Source organism: Methylobacterium sp. WL12 (assembly GCF_008039475.1).
GTDB lineage: Bacteria > Pseudomonadota > Alphaproteobacteria > Rhizobiales > Beijerinckiaceae > Methylobacterium > Methylobacterium cerastii.
In genome coordinates, this window is sequence record NZ_VRUW01000005.1 from 38,191 (window position 1) to 57,034 (window position 18,844).

The 18,844-nt window shown below is 71.5% G+C and carries 16 protein-coding genes; 9 read left to right on the plus strand and 7 right to left on the minus strand.

The annotated features are described in order from the left end of the window. Nucleotides 1-14: 14 nt before the first annotated feature. A complete protein-coding gene (locus FV226_RS03595) occupies nucleotides 15-227 on the minus strand; it encodes a hypothetical protein (protein WP_147753500.1) in 213 nt (70 codons plus the stop codon). Beyond that, nucleotides 224-460 (minus strand): hypothetical protein, encoded by a 237-nt coding sequence (locus tag FV226_RS03600; protein WP_147761845.1) that lies wholly within the window; start codon nucleotides 458-460, stop codon nucleotides 224-226. Before FV226_RS03600 ends, FV226_RS03595 begins: the two co-directional genes overlap by 4 nt. Nucleotides 461-685: 225 nt before the next feature. On the opposite strand from FV226_RS03600, the gene FV226_RS03605 reads away from it, so the two are divergent. The 7 genes from FV226_RS03605 (at nucleotide 686) to FV226_RS03635 (ending at nucleotide 9,545) form a co-directional block, all read left to right on the plus strand. Then, nucleotides 686-1,576 (plus strand): LysR substrate-binding domain-containing protein, encoded by an 891-nt coding sequence (locus tag FV226_RS03605; protein WP_147761846.1) that lies wholly within the window; start codon nucleotides 686-688, stop codon nucleotides 1,574-1,576. Between the two features lie 134 nt (nucleotides 1,577-1,710). Next, entirely contained in the window at nucleotides 1,711-3,072 is a 1,362-nt protein-coding gene (gene gudD / locus FV226_RS03610) for a glucarate dehydratase (protein ID WP_147761847.1), read from the plus strand. 114 nt (nucleotides 3,073-3,186) lie between these two features. Further along, nucleotides 3,187-3,951, plus strand: coding sequence for an HpcH/HpaI aldolase/citrate lyase family protein (locus FV226_RS03615; protein WP_147753504.1), 765 nt, complete (start codon nucleotides 3,187-3,189; stop codon nucleotides 3,949-3,951). Between the two features lie 423 nt (nucleotides 3,952-4,374). Continuing rightward, nucleotides 4,375-5,286, plus strand: a complete 912-nt coding sequence (locus tag FV226_RS03620; RefSeq protein ID WP_147761848.1) for a 2-hydroxy-3-oxopropionate reductase — start codon at nucleotides 4,375-4,377, stop codon at nucleotides 5,284-5,286. A gap of 146 nt (nucleotides 5,287-5,432) precedes the next feature. Continuing rightward, nucleotides 5,433-6,806, plus strand: coding sequence for an MFS transporter (locus FV226_RS03625; protein WP_147753506.1), 1,374 nt, complete (start codon nucleotides 5,433-5,435; stop codon nucleotides 6,804-6,806). A gap of 26 nt (nucleotides 6,807-6,832) precedes the next feature. After that, nucleotides 6,833-8,428, plus strand: a complete 1,596-nt coding sequence (gene garD / locus FV226_RS03630; protein ID WP_147761849.1) for a galactarate dehydratase — start codon at nucleotides 6,833-6,835, stop codon at nucleotides 8,426-8,428. Nucleotides 8,429-8,501: 73 nt separating this feature from the next. Then, the gene (locus tag FV226_RS03635) at nucleotides 8,502-9,545 is read left to right on the plus strand and encodes an SMP-30/gluconolactonase/LRE family protein (protein WP_246691481.1); all 1,044 of its coding nucleotides are present in this window, start codon (nucleotides 8,502-8,504) and stop codon (nucleotides 9,543-9,545) included. Between the two features lie 129 nt (nucleotides 9,546-9,674). On the opposite strand, the gene FV226_RS03640 is transcribed toward FV226_RS03635, so the two are convergent. From FV226_RS03640 to FV226_RS03660, 5 genes are all read right to left on the minus strand, one after another. Then, a complete protein-coding gene (locus FV226_RS03640; protein ID WP_147761850.1) occupies nucleotides 9,675-10,322 on the minus strand; it encodes a GIY-YIG nuclease family protein in 648 nt (215 codons plus the stop codon). 183 nt (nucleotides 10,323-10,505) lie between these two features. Beyond that, on the minus strand, nucleotides 10,506-11,822 hold the full coding sequence (locus FV226_RS03645; protein ID WP_147761851.1) for a hypothetical protein: 1,317 nt from the start codon (nucleotides 11,820-11,822) through the stop codon (nucleotides 10,506-10,508). 229 nt (nucleotides 11,823-12,051) lie between these two features. Continuing rightward, nucleotides 12,052-13,602: a lipopolysaccharide biosynthesis protein gene (locus FV226_RS03650; RefSeq protein WP_246691482.1), complete on the minus strand. Its 1,551-nt coding sequence runs from the start codon at nucleotides 13,600-13,602 to the stop codon at nucleotides 12,052-12,054. After that, complete coding sequence (locus tag FV226_RS03655) at nucleotides 13,592-14,953, minus strand: glycosyltransferase family 4 protein (RefSeq protein WP_147761853.1); 1,362 nt, start codon at nucleotides 14,951-14,953, stop codon at nucleotides 13,592-13,594. The genes FV226_RS03650 and FV226_RS03655 overlap by 11 nt, the downstream gene beginning before the upstream one ends. Beyond that, the gene (locus FV226_RS03660) at nucleotides 14,934-16,187 is read right to left on the minus strand and encodes a glycosyltransferase family 4 protein (RefSeq protein WP_147761854.1); all 1,254 of its coding nucleotides are present in this window, start codon (nucleotides 16,185-16,187) and stop codon (nucleotides 14,934-14,936) included. The genes FV226_RS03655 and FV226_RS03660 overlap by 20 nt, the downstream gene beginning before the upstream one ends. A 53-nt stretch (nucleotides 16,188-16,240) precedes the next feature. Between FV226_RS03660 and FV226_RS03665 the strand changes: the two genes are divergently transcribed. After that, the gene (locus tag FV226_RS03665; protein ID WP_147761855.1) at nucleotides 16,241-17,359 is read left to right on the plus strand and encodes a glycosyltransferase family 1 protein; all 1,119 of its coding nucleotides are present in this window, start codon (nucleotides 16,241-16,243) and stop codon (nucleotides 17,357-17,359) included. A 271-nt stretch (nucleotides 17,360-17,630) separates the two neighbouring features. Further along, the gene (locus FV226_RS03670) at nucleotides 17,631-18,800 is read left to right on the plus strand and encodes a glycosyltransferase (protein WP_147761856.1); all 1,170 of its coding nucleotides are present in this window, start codon (nucleotides 17,631-17,633) and stop codon (nucleotides 18,798-18,800) included. Nucleotides 18,801-18,844: the final 44 nt, after the last annotated feature.

Sequence of the window (18,844 nt, forward strand, 5' to 3'; positions counted from 1 at the left end):
CCTGCGCAACCTGCTCAAGCGGACCGCCGCCGCCACCCTTCGGGCGCGGGGTGGCGGGTATGCGCCTCGGCCAGAGCTTCGAGCCAGCGTGCGACATCGGGCGGGATCGCGGCATCCCCGGACGCCCAGCGGCGCACCAGGCGGTCATCGCAGGCCAGCGCCTGAGCAAAGCCCCGTTGCGACCAGCGCAGCCGGGCGAGCACGTCGCGGAGGCGGCTGGCGGTCACCCGCCCAGCACCTTGACGAAGGCGGCGCCCGCGCCGAACAGCGCAGCACCCGCGGCCATGCCGGACAGGGCGACCTGCCAGGGTGCCAAGGCACGCGCGCGCGCGCGCTTGTCCGCCTCGGCACGCAGCTTGGCCTGCTCCTCAATGAATTTTTGGGTCTCGGCGTTCGACCGGAGGACGCGGGCGACCTGCTCGGCGACGTCGAGGCTGTTCGGAGCGGACGTGCCGGCCATCGGAGTCATCCCGTGATGCGCCCGGGGAACCCCCGCGAACATGTCCGCAAAATGAGGGAGGCTCGGACGACCGTCAACGACGGCGACGACCGTCAAGCGCATCGCGGGGCAAGCCGACAGGACCGATCGGCGCCTTGCTGGCCTCGTCCGTCTGGCCGCGACCGCCATCGCGATGCAAGGAAGTCCGGTACGCCCGAGAGCCGGTGGGTCCCGTCAGGAGCACGCATGTTCGACTTCAGCCAGCTCCGGTGCTTCGCGACCGTGGCCGAGGAGCTGCATTTCGGCCGGGCCGCCGCCCGGCTGAACATGACCCAGCCGCCGCTGTCGCGGCAGATCCAGGTGCTGGAGCGCGTCCTCGACGTGCAGCTCCTCGACCGCACCAGCCGCTCGGTGCGCCTCACCGCCGCCGGGCGCAGCTTCCTGCCCGAGGCGCAGCGCATCCTGCGGCTCGCCGAGACCGCGACCCACGTCACCCGCCAGGTCGCGGCCGGCCGGGCCGGGGTGCTGAAGCTCGGCTTCACGGCGGCCTCGGCCTACGACTTCCTGCCGCGCCTCGTCATCGCCGCCCGGGCCGAGCTGCCGGACGTGACGCTCTCGCTGCGCGAGATGGTGACCAAGGACCAGGTCGAGGAACTCCTGGCCGGGCGCATCGACGCGGCGCTGGTCCGCCCGCCGGTCACCCATCCCGACCTCGCCTCGGTGCGGGCGCTGGCCGAGCCGATGGTGGTGGCCGTGCCCGCCGGCAACCCGCTGGCCGAGCGCACGACGCTGACGCTGGCCGACCTCGACCGCGAGCCGTTCATCGCCTCCGCGCCCAACGAGGCGCACTACTTCCACGACCTCGTGCGCGGCCTGTTCGCCGAGGCCGGCATCCAGCCGCGCATCGTGCAGCAGCTGACGCAGATCCACTCGATCCTGGCGCTGGTGCGCGCGGGGCTCGGCGTCGCGCTGGTGCCGGCGGCGGCCGAGCGCCTGCGCTTCGAGGAGGTCGCGTTCCGCCCCTTGCGCCTGCCGGCGCCGCGCCCGGCCGAGCTGCACCTCGCCTGGCGCCGCGACGGCGACGACCCGCTGATCGCACGCCTCATCGCGATCCTGGCGGCGCTGCCGCCGGAATGATCGATACCAAGATCGATGCACGCCACGCATCGATCGATCCAGCCTTTGGCTTGGACCCGCATCGGCATCCTTGCGAGAACTTCGCGTAGACGGCGCGCCAGACGCCGGTCCCGTCAACGCCCCGGGAGGCGACCATGCAGGCCGACGCCGTCGATGCCCCGTCGCGCGGGTTCTCGCGCACCCCCACCGTCACCGCGATGCGGGTCGTGCCGGTCGCCGGCCGCGACAGCATGCTGCTCAACCTCAGCGGCGCGCACGGTCCGTTCTTCACCCGCAACCTGGTGATCCTCGAGGATTCCACCGGCGCGAGGGGCCTGGGCGAGGTGCCCGGCGGCGAGCGCATCCGCGGCGTTCTGGAAGAGGCGCGCGACCTGATCGTCGGGCGCCCGCTCGGCGCCTGGCAGGCGGTGCTCAACGCGATGCGGGCGCGCTTCGCCGACCGCGATTCCGGCGGCCGCGGGCTCCAGACCTTCGACCTGCGCGTCACCATCCACGCGGTGACGGCGGTGGAATCCGCCTTCCTCGACCTGCTCGGCCAGTTCCTCGACGTGCCGGTGGCGGCGTTGCTGGGCGAGGGCCAGCAGCGCGACGCCGTCGCGATGCTGGGCTACCTGTTCTACGTCGGCGACCGCCGCCGCACCGATCTGCCCTACCGCGAGCCGACCGCCCGCGACGGCTGGATGCGGCTGCGCGACGAGGAGGCGCTGACGCCAGACGCCGTCGCCCGCCTGGCCGAGGCCGCCCACGAGACCTACGGCTTCGAGGACTTCAAGCTGAAGGGCGGCGTGCTCGCCGGCGAGGACGAGATCGCCGCCGTCACCGCGATCCACGCGCGCTTCCCCGAGGCTCGCGTCACCCTCGATCCGAACGGCGCGTGGTCGCTCTCGGAGGCGATCCGCCTGTGCAAGGGGCGGGGCGACGTGCTCGCCTACGCCGAGGACCCGTGCGGGGCCGAAGACGGGTTCTCGGGCCGCGAGATCATGGCCGAGTTCCGCCGCGCGACGGGGCTCCCCACCGCCACCAACATGATCGCCACCGACTGGCGCCAGATGAACCACGCGATCCAGCTCGGCGCCGTCGACATCCCGCTGGCCGACCCGCATTTCTGGACGCTGGCCGGCTCGGTCCGCGTGGCCCAGCTCTGCCGCGACCACGGGCTGACCTGGGGCTCGCACTCGAACAACCACTTCGACGTGTCGCTAGCGATGTTCACCCACGTCGCGGCCGCCGCCCCCGGCAAGGTGACGGCGATCGACACGCACTGGATCTGGCAGGACGGCCAGCGCCTGACGAAGGAACCGCTCGCGATCCGCGGCGGCCTCGTGCGGGTGCCGGAGCGCCCCGGCCTCGGCATCGAGATCGACATGGCCGAGGTCGAGGCGGCCCACGCCCTCTACCTGGACCACGGCCTCGGCGCCCGCGACGACGCGGCGGCGATGCGGTTCCTCGTCCCCGACTGGACCTTCGACAACAAGCGCCCCTGCCTCGTGCGGTGAGGGCGACATCCTCCCCCCGTCATTCCGGCGCTCGCCGAAGGCGAGCGCCGGAATGACGGGGGTGGGGCGTCGAAACCGTCCGATTCAAGACCGATTCCAACAGGAGACCATCCGATGGACGTCCTCACCAACCGCTTCAAGGCGGCGCTCGGCCAAGGCCATCAGCAGATCGGCCTGTGGTGCAGCCTCGCCAGCCCGATCTCCACCGAGGTCGTGGCCGGCTCCGGCTTCGACTGGCTGCTCCTCGACATGGAGCATTCCGCCAACGACCTGCGGGACGTCTACGCCCAGGTCCAGGCGATGATGGAGAGCCCGGCCCACGCCATGGTGCGGGTGCCGAGCGACGAGGCGATCACCATCAAGCGCATCCTCGACACCGGGGTGCAGTCGCTGATGATCCCCAACATCGACGACGCCGACCAGGCCCGTCGCGCCGTGGCCGCGACCCGCTACGCGCCGCGGGGCGTGCGCGGCTTCTCGCAGGCGCCGCGCGCCGCCCGCTTCGGCCGCATCCCCGACTACCACGCCCGCTGCGAGGCCGAGATCTTCGTGGCGGTGCAGATCGAGTCGCGCCGCGCGCTCGACAACCTCGACGAGATCGCCGCCGTCGAGGGCGTCGACGGCGTCTTCGTCGGCCCCGGCGACCTCTCGACCAGCCTCGGCTACCTCGGCCAGCAGAACCATCCGGACGTGGTGGCGATCATCGAGGAGACCGTCGCCCGCATCGGGAAGGCGGGCAAGCACGCCGGCATCCTCACCGCCAACGAAGAGCTCGCCCACCGCTACATCGCCGCCGGCACCCGCTTCACCGCGGTCGGCTCCGACATGGGCCTGCTCGCCCGCCAATCCGAGGCGCTCGCCGCCCGCTTCAAGGGCTGAGCCGAGACCCCGCCGCGGGCGACCGGGCTCACACATCTCGCCGCGCATCCCGAAGGCAGCGCGGGTTCCCCTCTCTCCGCGCGCGGGGAGAGGCCCGGCGGCACCCCGTCGTGCAGCCGGGGAGCGGAGGCGAAGCCGAAGCGGGGGTGAGGGGGCGCGACCGGATGAGCCTCCTCCGGGGCGCCCCCCTCACCGTCGGCTGCCGCCTCGCTTCGCCGACGACGAGGTCGCCGAAGCCCTCTCCCCCACCCAAGTCGGGCCTGCCCGATTTCGGCAGGCAGGTTCGGATCTCGGGCAAGCCCGAGATCCATGCGGGGCGAGGGGATGCGCGCAAAGCGAACCGCCAGAATTCAGGGATGCGTGAATCCTGTCGCCCACGACGGGCGAGGGAGGACGCGCCGCGCCATTCCAGGAGACACCACCATGAACATCGGATTCATCGGCCTCGGCATCATGGGCGCCCCCATGGCCGGGCACCTGATCGCCGCCGGGCACAGCCTGTTCCTGAAGAGCCGCCGGGCGGTGCCCGAGGCCCTGGTCGCCGCCGGCGGCACCGCCTGCGCCACCGCCGCCGAGGTGGCGAGCCACGCCGACATCGTCATCCTGATGCTGCCCGACACCCCCGACGTCGAGGCGGTGCTGTTCGGCGCGGACGGCGTCGCCGACGCGATCAAGACCGGCAAGACCGGCAAGACCGGCAAGACCGGCAAGACCGTGGTCGACATGAGCTCGATCTCGCCGATCGCGACCAAGGACTTCGCCGCCCGCATCGCCGAGCGCGGCGGCGCATACCTCGATGCGCCGGTCTCCGGCGGCGAGGTCGGGGCGAAGAACGCCGCCCTCTCGATCATGGTCGGCGGCGACGAGGCCGATTTCGGGCGCGTACGACCGCTGTTTTCGGCCATGGGCAAGACCGTGACCCATGTCGGCCCGGTCGGATCGGGCCAGGTGGCGAAGGTCGCCAACCAGATCATCGTCGCGCTCACCATCGAGGCGGTGGCCGAGGGCCTGCTGTTCGCATCCAAAGCCGGCGCCGACCCGGCCAAGGTCCGCGAGGCCATCACCGGGGGCCTGGCCACCTCGCGCATCCTCGAGCTGCACGGCAAGCGCATGATCGACCGGACCTTCGATCCGGGCTTCCGCATCGGGCTGCACCAGAAGGACCTGAACCTGGCGCTGGAGGGCGCCCGCGCGCTCGGCGTCAGCCTGCCGGCGACAGCGCTGGCGCAGCAGCTGTTCTCGGCCTGCGTCGCCAACGGCGGCGCGGCCTGGGACCACTCGGCGATGGTCCGCGCCCTGGAGCTCATGGCCGCCCACGAGGTCGGCGCCGCCTGACCCTGGCTCGATCGATCGATGCCGCGACGGCATCGATCGATCCATCGTTTGGATTGGAAGGTATCGACCGGGCGGACTAGTCTCGAACCCTGACGAAAACCGACCGCGACGGGCACGCATCCGTCGGGCGACCTCGGGAGGAAACCATGTCGCTGGCGATTCCGGTGCAGGCGGCGACGCGATTCCGCGTCCGCTACGTCATCCTCCTCGTGCTGTTCGCGGTCACGGTGCTGAACTACGCCGACCGCGCGATCATCTCGATCGCCGGCGTGCCGATCGCGCAGGAATTCGGCATCACGCCCGTGCAGATGGGCTACATCCTCTCCGCCTTCAGCTGGTCCTACGTCGCGGCCCAGCTCCCCGGCGGCTGGCTGCTCGACCGCTACGGCACCAAGTGGATCTATGCCGGCGGCGTGTTCTTCTGGTCGTTCTTCACCTTCGTCCAGGGCTGGGCCGGCTTCCTCGGCGCGGCTTCCGCGGTCACGGTGTTCTTCCTGATGCGGATGCTGGTCGGCGTCGCCGAGGCGCCGTCCTTCCCCGGCAACGCCCGCCTCGTCACCGCGTGGTTCCCGGCGGCCGAGCGCGGCAAGGCCTCGGCCGTGTTCAACGCCGCCCAGTACTTCGCGCCGGTGCTGTTCGCGCCGCTCACCGCCTGGGTCACCCAGAGCTTCGGCTGGCGCTACGCCTTCTTCGCCATGGGCCTGATCGGCCTCGTGATGGTGCTGCTCTGGGTCTGGCTGATCCACGACCCCGAGGACCATCCGAACGTCACGCCGGCCGAGCTCGACGAGATCGCCCGGGGCGGCGCGCTGGTGCAGGTCGGCGCAAGCCCGGCGGACCCCGCCAAGGCCGCGCGGGCCGACGCCGCACCGGCCGCCGGCACCGCGACGGTGAGCACCTGGGGCACCATCAAGCAGCTTCTGGGCAACCGGATGCTGCTCGGCATCTACGTGGCGCAGCACTGCATCAACGTGATGACCTACTTCTTCCTGACGTGGTTCCCGATCTACCTCGTCAAGCAACGCGGCATGAGCGTGCTCCAGGCCGGCTTCACCGCCTCGCTGCCGGCCCTGTGCGGCTTCGTCGGCGGCATCCTCGGCGGCGTGATCTCGGACGCCCTCCTGCGCCGGACCGGCTCGCTGAACATCGCCCGCAAGGTGCCGATCATCGCCGGCATGGTGCTCTCGATGGTGATCATCGCCTGCAACTACGTCGATTCCCAAGCCCTGGTGATCGGCCTGATGGCGGCGGCCTTCTTCGGCAAGGGCCTCGGGGCGCTGGGCTGGGCCGTCGTGTCCGACACCTCGCCCAAGGAGGCGGCGGGCCTGAGCGGGGCCTTGTTCAACATGTTCGGCAACACCGCCGGCATCACCACGCCGATCATCATCGGCTATCTCGTCCAGTCCTCGGGCTCGTTCGACACGGCGCTGGTCTTCGTCGGGATCAACGCGCTCGTGGCGATGAGCGCCTACCTCCTCCTCGTCGGCGACATCCGGCGGGTCGAGCTGCGCCGCGCCTGAGACCGACCGCCACCAGGGAGCATCCGATGCAGGACGCCGTGATCGACGCCGTGATCGAAGCCCCGCCGGCCCAGCCGGCCGGGCCCGCCCTGGGCGACGCCCCCCGCACCATCCGCCTGCATGCGAGCGACAACGTCGCCATCGTGGTCAACGCGTTCGGCCTGCCGGCCGGCACCGCGTTCCCGGACGGGCTGACCCTCGTCGAGTTCGTGCCGCAGGGCCACAAGGTGGCGCTCGCGGCGATTCCCGAGGGCGGCGCGGTGCGCCGCTACGGCGAGGTCGTCGGCATCGCGACGCAGGACATCCCTCGCGGCGCCTGGGTCGAGGAATCGCGCGTCGCCACCCCGACCGCGCCCGCGCTCGACGCCCTGGAGATGGCGACCCGCGTGCCGGCGCCCCCGGCGCCGCTCCAGGGCTACACCTTCGAGGGGTTCCGCAACCCGGACGGGTCGGTCGGCACCAAGAACATCCTGGCGATCTCGATCAGCGTGCAATGCGTCGCCGGCACCCTCGACGTGGCGATCCGCAAGATCAAGGCGGAGCTGCTGCCGCGCTTCCCCAACGTCGACGACGTGGTCGGGCTGACCCATGCCTACGGCTGCGGCGTCGCGATCAACGCGCCCCAGGCGGTGATCCCGATCCGCACCCTGCAGAGCCTCGCCCGCAACCCGAACTTCGGCGGCGCGGTGATGGTGGTGGGTCTCGGCTGCGAAAAGCTCGTCTCCGAGCGCCTGCTGCCGGACGGCGACGCAGCCGAGGACGGCGGCGTCGTGCGGATGCAGGACGAGCGCCACCAGGGCTTCGCCATGATGCTCGACAGCATCATGGCGATGGCGGAAGCCCGGCTCGAGATCCTGAACCGGCGCCGCCGCGAGACCTGCCCGGCCTCCGACCTCGTGGTCGGGCTGCAATGCGGCGGCAGCGACGCGTTCTCCGGCGTCACCGCCAACCCGGCGCTCGGCCATTGCGCCGACCTGATCGTCGCCGCCGGCGGCACGGTCATGTTCTCCGAAGTCACCGAGGTCCGCGACGCGATCCACCTGCTGACGCCGCGGGCCAAGACCCCCGCCGTCGCCGCGGCGCTGGTGCGCGAGATGGCCTGGTACGACGACTACCTTGCCAAGGGCGAGGCCGACCGGCGCGCCAACCCGTCGCCCGGCAACAAGAAGGGCGGGCTGAACAACATCGTCGAGAAGGCGCTCGGGTCGGTCGCCAAGTCCGGCACCTCGGCGATCTCCGCCGTGCTCGCCCCGGGCGAGCGGGTGACGGAGAAGGGCCTGATCTTCGCGGCGACGCCGGCGAGCGACTTCGTCTGCGGCACGCTGCAGCTCGCCTCCGGGATCACGCTGCAGGTGTTCTCGACCGGGCGCGGCACCCCCTACGGCCTCGCGCAATGCCCCGTCATCAAGGTCGCGACCCGCACCGAGCTCAGCCAGCGCTGGTCCGACCTGATCGACCTCGACGCCGGCCGCATCGCCACCGGCGACGCGACGATCGAGGAGGTCGGCGAGGAGCTGTTCCGCCTGATCCTCGACGTGGCGAGCGGGCGCAAGAAACCCTGGTCCGACCGCTGGGGCCTGTTCAACGACCTGACGCTGTTCAACCCGGCCCCGATCACCTGAGGGCCTTCGCGACGCACGCTTGAGGGCGGACGAGGCGCACGCCATGCGCCGGGTCCGCCGACGACGAGACGACATGCAGGCCGGGACGACGCCGGCCGGGAGGATCACCATGGGCGCCCTCGATCGCCGGACCCTGCTCGCGCTCGCGGGCGCCGCCACCCTCGGCCCGGCGGGCCGGGCGCTTGCCGCCTTCGAGCCCTCCGAGCGCCTGCCCGATCCGGCGATCGAGATCCTCGACCCGTCGTTCGCCAAGTACCGGATCTTCTCCGCGACGGTGGAGCGGATCGCCACGGGGTTTCGCTGGGCGGAAGGGCCGGTCTGTTTCGGCGACATGCGCTGCCTGCTGTTCAGCGACGTCGCGAACGACGCGATCCTGCGGTGGGACGAGGCGACAGGCGCGACGAGCGTGTTCCGCAAGCCCGCGAACTACGCCAACGGCAACGCCCGCGACCGCCAGGGCCGCCTGCTCACCTGCGAGCACAAGACCCGCCGGGTCACCCGCACCGAGCACGACGGCACGATCACCACCCTGTTCGACGGCTTCGAGGGCAAGCCCGCCAACGCCCCGAACGACGTCGTCTGCCGCTCCGACGGCTCGATCTGGTTCACCGACCCGCCCTTCGGCCCCAACCCCTACGAGGCGATGGCCAGGCCCGAACGGCCGGGCCAGGTGTTCCGCCTCGACCCGCGGACCGGACAGGCCACGGTGGTGGTGGCCGACATCGCCGGCCCGAACGGGCTGTGCTTCTCGCCCGACGAGACAAAGCTCTACGTCATCGAATCCCGCGCCCAGCCGAACCGGCTCATCCGGGTCTACGACGTGGTGGAAGACGGCACGCGGCTGACCGCCGACCGGGTGTTCTTCGATTGCGGCAAGGGCACCGCGGACGGGTTCCGGGCCGACGCCGACGGCAACCTCTGGTGCGGCTGGGGCATGGGCGCCGACCTCGACGGCGTCCTGGTGGTCTCGCCCGAGGGCAAGGCGATCGGCCGGATCCGCCTGCCGGAGCGCTGCGCCAACCTGTGCTTCGGCGGCGCCGACGGCAACCGCCTGTTCATGGCCTCGACGAAGTCGCTCTACGCGCTGTTCGTCAACACGCGGGGGGCGGTGCGGTAGGGGGTGTTTGCGACTTGGCGTTGCTGGTTCAAGACTGAAGCTGGGTACCGTCTGATAGGGATGGTCAGCCGAAATTAGACAGCGGCTGGGAAGCAGACCTTCGGCTTCGGCGATCGTACTAAACAGTCCTTAAGCGGACGGCTCGCCGTACGCGTCCTCGTAGAACTCAGAGATGGACCTGCCCTGGTAGCTCCAGAATGGGCCGGGCGCGACGCTGTATTCCAGCTGCATGACTTCACGGGTTGCCGCGGTAAGCGATAGCTCGTCTGTTCCGAGACGGACCTTTCGAGATCCGACGACGAACACCACGGCATCGTTCCGCGTACATTGAAACTCTGCACCGATAGGTATGCCCAAGACCGTGAAGTCTAGGTTTGGTCGGCGCGCGCGAAGCGCCCGTGTAGCCCCAAGTTCCTGTTCGGAAATCGAGGACGACTGATCCTCGACGACCTGCGTCGCGTCTTCGATGTGTAGGAGACGGAGGATTGCGAGTGCCTGCTCCGGTTCTATGCGAAAGAACTCCCGTCGCGCGTTAACGCGTTGAGGAGCAAAGGCAATGTGCAGGGCCTGCTCTACGCGAACCGCGTCCTCGACCCGGCAAGCAAAAACCAGCTCGAATGGCACTGGCACGCCCGTCGTGTAGAGCTGATCAAGCCGTGCCTGGGCTGTGTCCTGTGCCGTGCGGCCGATCTTAACGAGCCCAGGCATCGCGGGATTGGTTAGTAGGTAGACGATGCTGAGACCCGAGCCTGAACTTGTACGATCGATGCTATCCATAATCATCTGATACAGGAAATCTGCGGACAATGGCAATGGATCAGTTTGCTGCGGTGGTCTTGCAGGTCTCTGACCAAGCTGCTGTAGTTGATCTATTCGATGGCCCAAAAACAGACCGTCTGATCGTCCGCACTTGGTCGCAAGCCAACTCTCGCGCGCACACCCAGCCCCCGATCTCCCCGATCAAGTCAGCTCGACGAACGCGAGCCGGTCCGTGATCCCGACGGTCAGCGTCCGCGCGGGCGCGAGCGTCTCCACGCTCACGGAGCCGTCGTCGGCGAAGCGGTGAAGGCGGGCCGCCTTCGGCTCGGCCGAGAGCGTCAGGGCGACGGCTTGCGCCGGCGCGTCGGGCCGGGCCCGGCGCTTGACGGGGTCCCAGCCGTCGATCCCCAGCCAGAGGGGCACGAGGACGGCGCCGTCGCCGCGCCGGAAGCGGACGGCCTGGAGGTCGCGCGGGGTCGCGTCGACCGCCACGTCGAGGGGGGAGGCGGGCGCCGCGGCGCCGGCGCGGAACAGGCGCATCAGGTTGGCGACCGCCCGGAAGGTCGGGGTCGGCGCGCCGTCGAAGCGCAGCAGGCCGAAATGGCCTTCCGGGTCGGCCTCGCCGCGATCGACCGAGGCGATCAGCTCGTAGAGGTAGGTGCGGCGGATGCCCTGGAGGAAGCTCCACAGCAGCAGGCGCGGGGTGTAGCGCGCCCGCACGGCCTCCGAGACCGGGAAGTGGAAGCTCTTGGTGGCGAGCGCGGTGTGGTAGCCGTTCTCGGTGGCGAGCAGCGGGGCGCGGCCGAAGATCGGCCGGGCGGCGGCAATGAATCGGCGCAGGTCGCCGTTTCCGGTGGTCTCCGGGTGCTCCATGCCGGGGTACGGGTGGATGTTGCCGAAGTCGACGGCGTTAGCCAGCGACTCGGCGGCCGCGACGTTGGCCTGGACGTAGCTCGGCCCGGCGACCTTCAGCGCGCCGCCGGCGTTGCGCGCCGCCCGGTAGAGCGCGCGCTGGTGCTCGGCCGAGGCCTGCGGGCGGCCGGCGCCGGCGGCGATGTTGGGCTCGTTGCTGCCCTCGGCGATCTCGAGCCCGCCCGCGCACCAGGCGGCGACGTCGGGCAGGCGCCGGGGCGGCACCAGCGGCCCGACGTCAAGCCCGTCGTAGAAGACCAGGCTGAACAGGTGGCCGGCCCGCGCCAGCTCGGCGATCCGCTGAAATTGCGGCGGCGCCGACGCCTCCGCCCCCGGCAGCACGATGTCGTCGCGCAGGTGCCGGATCCCGAGCTCGTCGAGCGCCGCCGCGCAGCGTGCGAACCGGTCGACGTAGGGGGTCCCGCCGTGCCCGAAATGGGTGTTGACGCCGACGGAGCCGGTGAAGTCCGCACAGGCGTGGGACGGCAGCGCGCCGGCAAGCGCAGGGCGCGCGGCCAGCGCCGACGCGCCGGCCGCCAGCACGAGGCGGCGGGTCGGCCCCGACGAGGCCGGAGGGCAGGGCAGGGCGGGCCCGCGTGGCGGCATCGATCGCACCTCACTGCTTAGACCATGTCTCATGGGTCAGATCCCATGAGGTCCGGCGGATTGCCGCCGCCCCGCAGTCGCGGGGGCAAGACCTCGATGAGTCGGGCTCATCGAGGTCTGGTATTAGACCATGTCTCATGGGTCAGATCCCATGAGGTCCGGCGGACTTCCGCCGCCCCGCAGTCGCGGGGGCCGAACCTCGATGAGCCGGGCTCACCGAGGTTCGGTGTTACGGCGTCGCGGGGATTGGTACCGCCTCGGCGCGCGGCGCGGCGGCGGTGGCCAGGGCGGCCTTGCGGTTCAGGATCAGCGCGACGCTCCGGCGCAGCGGCGCGCGCAGGAACAGAAGCGCGAGGATGCCGTAGACCAGGATGCCGAGGCCGATCGCCGCCGCGAGGCCCTCGTGGTCGCCGAGCTGCGCATAGAGCCGTTCCTGCACCAGCGAGACGGCGGCGCCCATCGCCACCGAGCAGGCGAGGATCGGCGCCAGCAGGGCCGCGATCCGAAGGTTGCCGAGCGGCACGAACCGGCCGGCGGCCCGCACCACCAGCGGCGAGAACAGGTAGGCGCGCACCACGTGCCCGACGACGAGGGCCGACAGGCCGAACGGCGCCGTCACCATCGCGGCCAGGATCGTGATCGTGAACTGCCCCGCCGACAGCACCAGGGCGGTGCCGGTCCGGTCGGAGGCGGTGAAGATCATCCACAGCATCGAGGTCGCGACGAATTCCGGCCCGAGCAGCGCCAGGATGCGCAGCACCGGCACCGCCTCGCGCCACTGCTCGCCGAACAGCAGCGGCACGAGGTGGGGCGCCACCACGGCCATGCCGACGAAGGCCGGCAGCGCCAGCACCGCCGACATCGCGACGAAGCCGTCGAAGGCCGCGGCCAGCTCGCGCGGCCGGTCCTGCAGCCGGGCGTAGGTCGGCAGCGCCACGGCGGCCAACGGGATCACCGCGACCTGGCTGATCAGGTCGATGCAGCGCCACGCCATGCGCAGCAGCCCGATGTCGGCGGTGGAGAGGAAGTAGGCGGCGACCACCTCCTGGCTGCGGATGCTCAGCGTCAGGAGCAGTTGGGTCGAGAACACGCGCGAGCCGAAGGCGAGCTGGCGCCGGGCGTGGGGGCGCACGAAGCGCAAGCCCGGAAGCCAGGGAAAGGCCGCCCAGGTCAGCAGCGTCGTCATGCTGGTGGCCAGCAGGCGCTGGATCACCAGGCTCCAGACCCCGAAGCCGTTGAGCGCCAGCGCGATCGCCACGCTGCCGCCGATCAGGTTGGCGACGAGCGCCCGGATCGCGAGGCTGCGGAAGCCGAACCGGCGCTGCAGCCGCGCCTCGTGGATCACGCCGGCCGCCGCGATCACGAAGGTGGCCGCCAGCGCCGCCAGCACCGGCTGGAGCTCCGGGATGCGCAGCAGCCAGGCGACCGGCCACGACAGCGCGACGAGCGCCAGCCCGTAGAGGCAGCCGGAGGCCAGCGCCACCCAGAAGGCGGTGTCCACGAAGCCGTCGTCGAGCCGCTCGGTCTGGACCACGAGGTCGGGCAGGCCGCCCCGCGTGACGATGAGCAGGATGTCGATGAACACGACCGCGACGGCGACGAGCCCGAACTCGCTCGGGTCGAGCAGGCGCGCGAGCACCAGGAAGACCACGAAGCTCAGGACGACGTTGCCGACCGAGCTGACGGCGACCCACCCGGCCGCCCGCACGGAGCGGCCCGCCACGTCCTCCGGCGCCGCCGCGTCCGCTGCCGCGGCGGGGCCGAGGGGGCTAGGCGCCATGATGGAGGCCGTGCGCCGCCAACGGGTCCGGTGCGGTGCCGCGGCGCTCGGCGAGGAGCTCGGCGTAGAGGTCGAGGTACTTCTCGGCGACGCGCTCGGAGGTCGATTCCTGCAGGACGTGCTGGAACGCGCGCTCGTCCGGCAGGTTCGAGCGGCCGTTGGCCAGCACCGTGCGGATGCGGGCGGCGAGGTCGGGCGCGTCGCCCGCCCGGAACAGCCAGTCGGCGTTGTCCTCGCCGACCAGTTCCGGGATGCCGCCGGAATCGGCGCCGATCACCGGCACGCCCATGGCGTAGGCCTCGTAGACCGTGCGCGGGGAGGGCTCGGCCCAGAACGAGGGCACGACGAGGACGTCGATCTCGGTGAGGAAGTCCTTGGGGTCGACCCAGCCGACGAACTCGATCGGCAGGCCTTCGGCCTTCGCCTTGAAGCGCTCGATCGAGTCGTCCATCGCCTGGCCCGCGATCAGGCAGCGCCAGCCGCCGGCGCCGTTCCCGATCGCAGCGCGATCGGTCGCGGCTCCAGGGTCTGGTTCAGAGGCGCACGCTTTCGCCGAACCGGGATCCACTTCGGCGGCGTGCGCGCGTGAGCCGACCTCGGCCAGCGCGTCGATCAGCGTGCCGACGCCCTTCTCGACGTTGATCCGCCCGAGATAGCCGAAGGTCATCGGCTTACCCGTGCGGTCGATGCGGCGGCGCGCCTCCGGGTCGCCGTCGGGCACCGTGCAGGAATAGTAGATCACACGGCGCCGCTCCGGGGCGAGGTGGCGGAACAGGCCGTGGTCGACATGGGTCTGGAGGATGCGGGTGCCGACGCTCGCCACCGCATCGACCCAGCGGTTGGTGAGCTGCTTGGAGGCGTTCACGACCTTGCAGCCGAGGTGCCAGTGCGTGCACGGCGCGCCGTGCTTGAACATCGCGGCGTTGCCGCAGATCAGGTCGTACTCGCAGACCGTGTGGACGATCGGGATGGAGCGCTTGGCCGCCTCGCGCCAGACCAGGGTCGAGATGTCGAGGAGCGAGTGGGTGTTGACCACGTCGGGCCGGAAGTCGTCGAGCACCCGGCCGAAATCGGCCGCGACCGCGAAATTCCACTGCTGCTTCAGCTTGGCGGCGTTGCGCGCGAAGCGGCCGTGCTGCGCCCAGTCCTCGAGCCAGAAGTCGTTGTGGTGGGCCATGCGGTAGACCGTGACGCCGTTGCGCACGGTCTTCGCCTTGGCCTGCCGCTCGATGCAGGCGGCGGCGACCGTGTGCCCGAGGCCGGCGAGCTCCTCCGCCAGGTGCTCGACGGACCGCTCGGCGCCGCCGACGATGTGCGGCGGGTAGAGCGAGCTAAGATGCAGGATGCGCATGGCGCCTTGATCCTTGGAGTCGCGATCCGTCGGCGAAGGCGGGCTCAGGGCTGAGGAGGGTGCGGTAGAGGTCGAGATAGCGGGCGGCGACAGCCTGCGGCCGGGTCCCGGCGGTGACCGTCGCCGCGTTGCCGAGGCCGGACGCGAGGCGGGCGGGGTCGGCCACGACCCGCGCCATCGCGGCGGCCAGCGCCTCCGCGTCGCCCGGCGGCACGAGCCAGGCGGGATCGCCCGTCCCGACCTGCTCGGCGATGCCGCCGACGGCCGTGCCGATCACCGGCACGCCGCGGGCGTAGGCCTCGGCGACCGTGCGCCCGAAGGCCTCGGGCCAGACTGGGGGGACCACGAGGCAGTCGACGCGGTCGAGGAAGGCGTCCGGCGCCACGAACCCGTCGAAGGCGACGGGCAGGCCGGCGGCGAGGCCGACGTAGCGGTCGAGCCCGTCGGCGGCGCGCCCGGCGATGCGCAGGCGCCAGCCGGCAGGGGGCAGGCGGCGGCAGGCCTCGAGCAGGGTGTCGACGCCCTTCGACGCCTCGATCCGGCCCATGTAGCCGAAGGTGATCCCATCCGAGGGCAGGGCGCGCGGGGCCGGCGGCGACCCCGCCTCGATCGGGTTCCAGATCACCTGCCGCAGGGCCTCCGGCACGTCGCGGAAGTACCCGGCCGCGAGGTGGCGGGCCAGGATGTCCGCGCCGACGCCGACCACGGCCTCGACCGGGCGCTGGCAGACCCGGTGCAGCAGCGCGTAGGCGCGGCACTTGGCGTGCTGCCGTTCGCAGGCCCGGCCGTCGCGCACCATCGCGCCGTTGCTGCACAGGCTCGTGAAGTCGTGCAGCGTGTGGACGACCGGAACCCCGAGGCGGCGCAGCATCGGCCAGATCCGCGGGGTCAGCTCCGACAGGGAGTGGGTGTTCACCACGTCGGGGGAAAAATCGCGGACCGCCGCCTCCATCGCGGCGAGCGTGCGCCCGTCCCACTGCACGGCGAGCTTGTAGCGCAGGCGGTCGAGCCGTCCGTGCTCGGCCCAGTCGAGGACGTGGAACGGCGTCCCGTGGCCGAGGCGGTAGATCGTCGCCGCGTCCGACCGCTCGGGCGGCTGGGCCCGGCGCGACAGGCAGGCGACGCCGACCTGCGCCCCGAGGCCCGCCTGCATCCGCACGAGGGTCTCCACCATCAGCTCCGCCCCGCCGACCTGTTCGGGCTGAAACAGCGAGGTGATGTGGAGAATACGCATCTGTTCGATCTGGCGGTGCTAGATCGACCCTAGTGCGGGGTTATTGCCAGTCGATGAAGCGAATCCTCCTCAACATGCCGAGCCAGTTCGGGGGCAAGCCGTCGGGCGTCGCACGGGTCGCGTTCGCGCTCGTCGAAGAGCTCGTCCGGCGCCCGGACGTGGCCGTCGTGCTGCGCTCGCCCTGGACCCGCGACGCGCTCCCCGCCGCGTTCCGCGACGCCGTCGAGGTCGTGACCGTGCCGCGCCCGCGCATCATGGTCCTCGACGTGCTGGCCCAGCTCGTCACCGTCCCGGCCTGCTGCCGGCGGCACGCCATCGACGTGGTGCTGAACATCGACCCCTACGGCGCGGGCGCCGGGGGGCGGGCGCGGGTGGTCGTGGTCCACGACCTGTACTTCCGCACGATCCCCGAGAGCGCCGGCCCGCGCGAGGCCTTCACCACCGACTGGATCTTCCGGCTGATGCTGGCGCGCAACCACGCCGTTGTCGCGGTCTCGGATGCGACCCGGCGCGACCTGGAGCATCACTATCCCGCGGCGCGCGAGCGCGTCCGCGTGATCCCGTCCGCCGCCGTGCTCGACCCCGCCGTGCTCGCCGTGATGGACCCCGCGGAGGTGGCGGGGCACTACGTGCTCGCGGTCGGAAACGCCACGCACAACAAGAACTTCGGCCTGCTCGCCGAAGCGGTGGCCGCGCTCGCGCCGAGCCATCCCGACCTCGCCGTCGTCCACGTCGGCGAGGACCCGGCCGACGCCGTCGCCGGGACGCTCCGGCGGCTCGGGGCGGCCACCCGGGTGGTCCGCCTGTCGCGCATCGACGACCGCCGGCTCGCCGCGCTCTACCGCGGCGCCCTGTGCCTGTGCGTGTCGTCCTTCGCCGAGGGCTTCTGCCTGCCGGTGCTGGAGGCGCAGGCTTTGGGCTGCCCGGTGGTGTGCTCGGACCGCTCGGCGACGCCGGAGGTGGCGGGGGAGGGCGCGCTGACCTTCGATCCCAGCGACGCCGGCGCGCTGGCCGCATGCCTGCGCCGGCTCCTCGACGAGCCGGGCCTGCGCGAGGCCCTGGTCGCAAAGGGCCGCCGCAACGAGGCCCGCTACACCTGGGCCGCCACCGCCCGCGGCTACGCCGACCTGCTCGACGCCGTGCTCGCCGACGCGCCGCCCCGCCCGCGCTGACGGCGAGGCCCAGGCCGGCGCACGCGCCGTCCGCGTTTCCCGATGGCACGCGGCCTCGAATTCACGGCGATCGGTATAGTTAAGATTTACCACGTCGGGGAAATAGGCAGTCTTACGCCTGTCCTGCGGCCTTTCAGCGGTCGATATTTCTAAAACCGCAAACATCTCAACCTAACGAAAGCATAGGTCGCGATCGTTCAGGGCACTCAACCTGACGGTCGCATCCGCAAGCGGCGTCCCATCGCCGTCCCTCTCCTTCGAGGTCTCGAAGATGCGCGTCGCGATCGTCCATGATTGGCTCTACGTCGTCGGCGGCGCCGAGAGGGTGCTGCGCGAGATCCTGGCGATCTATCCCGACGCGGACGTCTTCACGCTGTTCGACTTCCTGAGCCCGGCCGACCGCGCCCGGATCGGCCTCGGCGCCACGCAGACGAGCTTCCTGCAGAAGATGCCGTTCGTGCGGACCCGCCACCGGTCGTACCTGCCGCTGATGCCGATCGCCGTCGAGCAGTTCGACCTCTCGGCCTACGACCTCGTCATCTCGAGCAGCTACGCCGTCGCCAAGGGCATCCTGACCGGGCCGAACCAGGTCCACGTCTCCTACATCCATTCGCCCATGCGCTACGCCTGGGACATGCAGCACGACTACCTGCGGGAGAGCGGATACGACCACGGCGTCAAGAGCATGGTCGCCCGCATGATCCTGCACCGGATGCGCCTGTGGGACACCCGCACCGCGAACGGGCCGGACGCGGTGGTGGCCAACTCCGCCTTCGTCGCCCGGCGCATCCGCAAGGTCTACGGCCGCACCGCGGAGGTGATCCATCCGCCGGTGACGCAGTCGGCGACCCGCGCGGACCTGCCGCGCGGCGAGCACTTCCTCGTGGCGAGCCGCCTCGTGCCCTACAAGAACGTGCTCGCGGTGGTGCAGGCCTTCGCGCTGATGCCCGACCTCAAGCTCGTCGTCGCGGGGACCGGCCCCGAGGAGGCGCGCCTGCGCGAGGCGGCCGGGCCGAACGTGACCTTCGCCGGCTACCTCGCCGACAAGGAGCTCCGCCGGCTCATGATCACGGCGCGCGCCTTCGTGTTCGCGGCGGAGGAGGATTTCGGGATCATCCCGGTCGAGGCGCAGGCCGAGGGCACCCCCGTCCTCGCGCTCGGCCGCGGCGGCGCGCGCGAGACGGTGGCGACGCTGGCGCCCAACCGCTCGGGCATGTTCTTCGCCGAGCCCGAACCCGCGGCGATCGCGGCCTGCGTCCGCGAGTTCATCGAGCAGGAGGGCACGTTCTCGCGCGCCGCCTGCCGCGCCCAGGCGGCGCAGTTCGCCCCGGAGGTGTTCCGCGCCGAGTTCGCCGGCTTCGTCGACGCGCAGATGGCCCTCCACCACGACCTCGGCGCCGGCCGGGAGCGCTCCGGCCACCGCCTCAAGGCGCTCGCCTGAGGTTCTGGCCCGGGCCCGAGGCCCCGGCCCGACGGCATCCGCCA